At 35.9% G+C, this 4,776-nt stretch carries 6 protein-coding genes and 1 pseudogene; 4 read left to right on the top strand and 3 right to left on the bottom strand.

The genetic code is table 11. The features are described from left to right. Positions 1–472 precede the first annotated feature (472 nt). Both MZO40_RS16645 and MZO40_RS16640 read right to left on the bottom strand, forming a co-directional pair. Positions 473–820, bottom strand: coding sequence for a type II toxin-antitoxin system PemK/MazF family toxin (locus MZO40_RS16645; protein WP_069137394.1), 348 nt, complete (start codon positions 818–820; stop codon positions 473–475). Further along, positions 820–1,083 carry a type II toxin-antitoxin system PrlF family antitoxin gene (locus tag MZO40_RS16640; RefSeq protein WP_017260787.1) on the bottom strand — a complete coding sequence of 88 codons (264 nt, stop codon included), beginning with the start codon at positions 1,081–1,083 and terminating at the stop codon, positions 820–822. The genes MZO40_RS16645 and MZO40_RS16640 overlap by 1 nt, the downstream gene beginning before the upstream one ends. Before the next feature lie 78 nt (positions 1,084–1,161). Here MZO40_RS16640 and MZO40_RS16635 point away from each other — a divergent pair, with 78 nt between their 5' ends. From MZO40_RS16635 to MZO40_RS16620, 4 genes are all read left to right on the top strand, one after another. After that, complete coding sequence (locus MZO40_RS16635; protein WP_128529899.1) at positions 1,162–1,749, top strand: site-specific integrase; 588 nt, start codon at positions 1,162–1,164, stop codon at positions 1,747–1,749. Positions 1,750–2,103: 354 nt separating this feature from the next. Further along, on the top strand, positions 2,104–2,316 hold the full coding sequence (locus MZO40_RS16630) for a hypothetical protein (protein ID WP_063205556.1): 213 nt from the start codon (positions 2,104–2,106) through the stop codon (positions 2,314–2,316). Between the two features lie 707 nt (positions 2,317–3,023). Then, positions 3,024–3,959, top strand: coding sequence for a replication initiation protein (locus tag MZO40_RS16625; protein WP_057706957.1), 936 nt, complete (start codon positions 3,024–3,026; stop codon positions 3,957–3,959). Beyond that, positions 3,952–4,467, top strand: coding sequence for a DUF536 domain-containing protein (locus MZO40_RS16620; RefSeq protein WP_057706958.1), 516 nt, complete (start codon positions 3,952–3,954; stop codon positions 4,465–4,467). Before MZO40_RS16625 ends, MZO40_RS16620 begins: the two co-directional genes overlap by 8 nt. A gap of 206 nt (positions 4,468–4,673) precedes the next feature. Here MZO40_RS16620 and MZO40_RS16615 read toward each other — a convergent pair. Then, positions 4,674–4,776: pseudogene (locus MZO40_RS16615) on the bottom strand (IS30 family transposase); the annotation flags it as partial.

Raw genomic sequence — 4,776 nt, 5'->3', positions numbered from 1 at the left:
TCAATCATAACCGACTAAATAAGTAGCCACATCTTGACCAGCATGGTCTTGAGTGGGTACTTATTTTTTTGTTGTAATCACAATAATCATTAGGTGGTTTATTAGTAAAAGCGGTATACTTATCATTAATATGAAATATATAAATAAATGATTAAAGTGAAAAAGCGATTAAGGATTTGGGGTGATGGAAAATGCAAAAACGACGGTTACAACGTGCACGTTTGACTGAAAAAAGAACTTATAAAATGTACAAAAAGGGCGTTTCTGGTCTGCCTATAACAGAGAATAATAGTGGCACAGTCTAAAATACATGATGTGTTTGAGAAAAACTTTCAAATAAGCTTTGTCCCTATATTAGGGACTATAATTAACAAATCACCCCTCGAAAACATTGAAAGAATAACCCCCAATATCTATAATGTAGATATTGGGGGCTATTTTGTTGCTTTTATAAATAAATAACATCTGCTTTTCAGAAAAATTGTTGGACCTTTGTACTAATCGAACTAATTTCTTGCTGGGATAAAGTGGCCACAACTTCGCCATCTGATCGTTTTGTGGGATCGACAGCGCGGACATGTTGTAAGAGCGCTGTTCCGTGAATTTTCCCGTTATCTATCCTGATAAATAACGGCGATTTAGCATACTTTTCTAGGGTACGATATTTGTCAGAAGTGCTGATTGGTACAACTAGCACCGTATTAAAATAGCGATTATAGTGATCGTTGCTCACAACTAAACACGGTCGCTTTTTCTTAGTTTCAGTTCCTTTGGCTGGATCTAAATTAATCCACAAAATAGCGCCTTGTTTTAATTTCATTAATCAAAGTCTTCACTTTCTATGTCCTTACCCCAATCAAATTCCGTGGTACTGAGATTTCCGAACTTTTTTTCCTGTTCATCAACAAGTTGCCATAGATCAGGTTTACTACGAACAATCATTACTCTACCATTTGGCTCAATCTGCCATTCAATTGTGTCAGTAGACCGAACTTTTAACAGCTCACGTACTGTTTTAGGAATTGTAATCTGATTTTTGCTTGTGATCTTCGAGCTAACCTTAGTTACATTACCTGCACTCACAATACCATCTCCTTACTTTTTCCTTACAAGAAATAATAACATAACTGCTTTAATATCTCAAGAAAAGGGGCTAAAACTATGCAACAGGTTGTCTTACCTATCAAAGATTCAAACGTTCTCAAAGAGGTGCAAGATACCTTACTCAACAACTTTAAAGCTGGCCGGCGTAACTATACAGTTTTTCAAGTTGGCAAGGCGACGCTGTTGCGAGTCAGTGATGTCATGCGCTTAAAACAGACCGATATTTTTAATCCGGACGGTTCTATTAAACAAAATGCGTTCATTCATGACCGAAAAACGGGTAAACCGAATACCTTGTACCTTAAACCTGTTCAAACAGAGCTCTTATTGTACCGTCAATGGCTGCTTGATCATAAGCTGGATTCTGAATGGCTCTTTCCGTCCATTCAACACCCAGAACGGCATATTACGGAAAAACAGTTCTATAAAATCATGAGCAAAGTCGGCGATCTTTTAAGCATTAATTACCTTGGTACCCACACTATGCGCAAAACTGGGGCTTATCGCGTTTATACGCAATCCAATTACAATATTGGCTTAGTCATGAATTTGCTAAATCATTCCAGTGAGGCGATGACTTTAGCTTATTTAGGCTTAGACCAAGCCAGTACCGAAACTATGTTAGATCAAATTGATTTTGGTTAGTTTTCTTTGGATTTTTAGTTGTTGCCGAAGGCAACTTCTGAGACAGATTTTAAGCATAAAACCTCCACTAATTTTTAGTGGAGTGTAAGTGCGCATTGACCTCGTTTCACTAGGTCTGCTGATAACCATACAATCAATTTTTTTCATTATTTAATTAAGCATATTTTTAATTCAATTTATGTTTGCACTTAACTGAGATTTTTATGTTTTAAATACTTAAAAACTATTGCAGATTCCACTGTTTTAAGCCAATTTTTTTAATCGTTCTGTGCAAAGAATCTTTATGAGCTTGGTAACAAATTTTGAATAACGGTGCTGTAAGATCTGTGAATTTAAACTGAAAGCATTATTTTGATGTTAGGAGTAATTAAGATAGACGAAAAGAAAGTATTAAAAACCATTGATGAAATGCTTGCTGATCCTTGGCAAGTTGATATTCAAGAATTGTTTGAAGCTTCTTTCAATGAACCTGACGAGATCAAAAAGAATTTGTATGATTCCCTGTATACTTATGTTTTGCAAAAAAGACAAGAAGATATTATTAATCGTCCTGGCTTCGTTATTTAGCCCTCTAAAAGCCTGCTGAGGGCTTTTTATTTTTGCTTTGGTATAAATATATATAAACAGTCTCAAAATCTCTAGAAACGAGAAATAAGGCCCTTAAAAACGAATATAGCAGTTAGATTCTTGTTAAGATTCAAAAAAACTAACTGTTTGCTGTCAATGGTAGCGGACGAGCGTAGCGCGGGAGCATAAGGAATTGACAGCTCTAAACCAGTCTTAACACTGAAATGGCGAAAGCCAAAGTTTTATAGAAACTTTGCTTTCCTGCCTAACGGCGAGTGAAAAAGCGGTCAAGCTGGTTCAGCTTGGACGGGGTTCGGGGCGTCAGCGCCCGAATAAACGTGGCTTGCCACACCTTTTAGGCAACGAACAGAGTGAGGCGCAAGGAGCATAGCGACTGGAGTTTAATGTGAGCCTGTTTTTTGGCTCACTCCTTTGTGTTTTTGTTTTAGATTTTGATCTTGTACAGTGGTGCCTCTTTTAAACCTCTTTTATAAACCTCTTTTAAACCTCTTTTAGACCCCTATTGCGCCTTACTCCCCCAAGGCGTACAGAAGTTTATCGACTACATTTTGTCTGTTTATCGACTACATTTTGTCTGTTTATCGACTACATTTTGTCTGTTTATCGACTACATTTTGTCTGTTTATCGACTACATTTATTTACTCCTGTATTCAAATAAGGTAGTATTATTCAAGGAGGTTATTTTATGAGCAATGAATTAGTCAAATATGACCCTGAATTAAATACAATCCCCTTGCGAAGGTTTACTCCTGTAGAAATGAACTTGTTCTTTTCTGTAGTTTCTAGAATGCGTGATAAAGGTGATGATACTGTTAGATTTACCTTTGATCAGTTAAAAGAGTTAAGTGCCTATAAGCCAACCGCAAATAATCGGTTTATTGATGACATACAAAGTACATATCAAAAAATACTAGGTCTTAGATTTGGCTCTCGAAGTAAAGATGGTCTTGATAGAGAGATTTTTGTCATGTTCACTCGATTTGAAATTAAGGGATCTGCAGACGTTCCTTATGTTGATATTCAAATTTATCCCAAAGCGTTGAAACTTCTAAATAATCTCGAAAGTTGGGTTCGTTATGCTTTGACAGAGTTCCGAGATTTAAAGAGTAGTTACGCAAAAACAACTTTTCGTATGCTTAAACAATTCCGAACCACTGGTTATGCTTATTTTTCTAAAAATGATTTCTTTGAACTACTAGATATTCCACAAAGCTATTGGAGTAAGCCTGCGAACGTTGAATCTAGGGTTATTCGCCCAATTAAGGAAGAACTAACCCCTTTGTTTAGAGGCCTAACTATACGAAAAAAATATGGTAAAGGTCGTGGGAAACCAGTGATTGGTTATACTTTTACTTGGAAACCTGAAAAGAAAGATGCCAATGATTTTTCTCAAGGAAAATTTCAAGATGAACGTCAAAAACTCTTTAACATTCAGCACAATGATGAATTATCAGATAAAGAAAAGTGGCGTGCAATTGACAAAGTTAAATGCTTACCTTTAGGAACAACTGAAAAACAAGCATTGGCTGAAAAGCAGATTGAACATGATAAAAAAATCAGAGATCAGGCAAGACAAGAAGTACTTGCCGAACTCCGAAAGGGGTTTGGCAATCATGCCTAAAACCATTAGAGAACTTGCTAATGAATTGAAGGTCTCCAAGCAGACTATTCAATATCACTACCAAAGGCTACCAACAAAGAACCGACAAAAAGATCGTCAAGGTACAAACATGATTAGCCTTACAGCTGAAAGGATTATTAGAGATAAGGTAGCAAAGCCTTTGGTAGCAAATAACCAACAAACAGGTAGCAAAAAAGAGACAAAGACTAGCGAAGAAAATAATGAGCTAATCGCTACTCTAAGAAGAGAAGTAGCAGATTTAAAGTCTCAACGTGACAAACAGCTTGCTGCCAAAGACCAACAAATAGAGCATCTAACAAAATTAATAGATCAGCAACAACAACTACAATTAACAACTGTAGAAGAAAATAGAGAGTTAAAAGCCCATATTCAAAAAACAAGTGATTTACTTGAAACTTCTGGGACATTTCAGAAACAACAAAATAATACCTCAGAAGAGGACGTGTATAGAAATAGAAGCGATAAAAAATGGTGGCACTTTTGGTAAAGCTTTCTTATATTAGCCAAAATGTTATATAGTTAATTGACTGAAGAAATCGTATTAAGTTATGACCAATATTCCCTGTAAGCAAACTACACGCGTTTTTTTGGTAACAATTTTAATAAATCTACACTGGTATGGATTGCTCAGAAGTCAATAAATTGGACTATTTTTATTTGCCACTTATTATTTTGATAAGGCAAATTACAAGTTTAATCCGAACAAGCCCGGAATCTTTCAATGGCAGTCTGTTGATGATGTATTTTTAATGGTCGTTGATTAATTAGTTCAAGTGCTGCTAGGATCTCATCAGTC

The sequence above is a fragment of the Lactiplantibacillus sp. B652 genome, from assembly GCF_023806745.1.
GTDB classification, from domain to species: Bacteria; Bacillota; Bacilli; order Lactobacillales; family Lactobacillaceae; genus Lactiplantibacillus; species Lactiplantibacillus pentosus.
This window is presented reverse-complemented; position numbering and strand designations above follow the sequence as displayed.

Bases quoted from the DNA above. Each gene is read 5' to 3' on its own strand.
- MZO40_RS16620 (WP_057706958.1), top strand. From the start codon at position 3,952: ATGCCTAAAACCATTAGAGAACTTGCTAATGAATTGAAGGTCTCCAAG.
- MZO40_RS16635 (WP_128529899.1), top strand. From the start codon at position 1,162: ATGCAACAGGTTGTCTTACCTATCAAAGATTCAAACGTTCTCAAAGAG.
- MZO40_RS16625 (WP_057706957.1), top strand. From the start codon at position 3,024: ATGAGCAATGAATTAGTCAAATATGACCCTGAATTAAATACAATCCCC.
- MZO40_RS16630 (WP_063205556.1), top strand. From the start codon at position 2,104: ATGTTAGGAGTAATTAAGATAGACGAAAAGAAAGTATTAAAAACCATT.
- MZO40_RS16645 (WP_069137394.1), bottom strand. From the start codon at position 820: ATGAAATTAAAACAAGGCGCTATTTTGTGGATTAATTTAGATCCAGCC.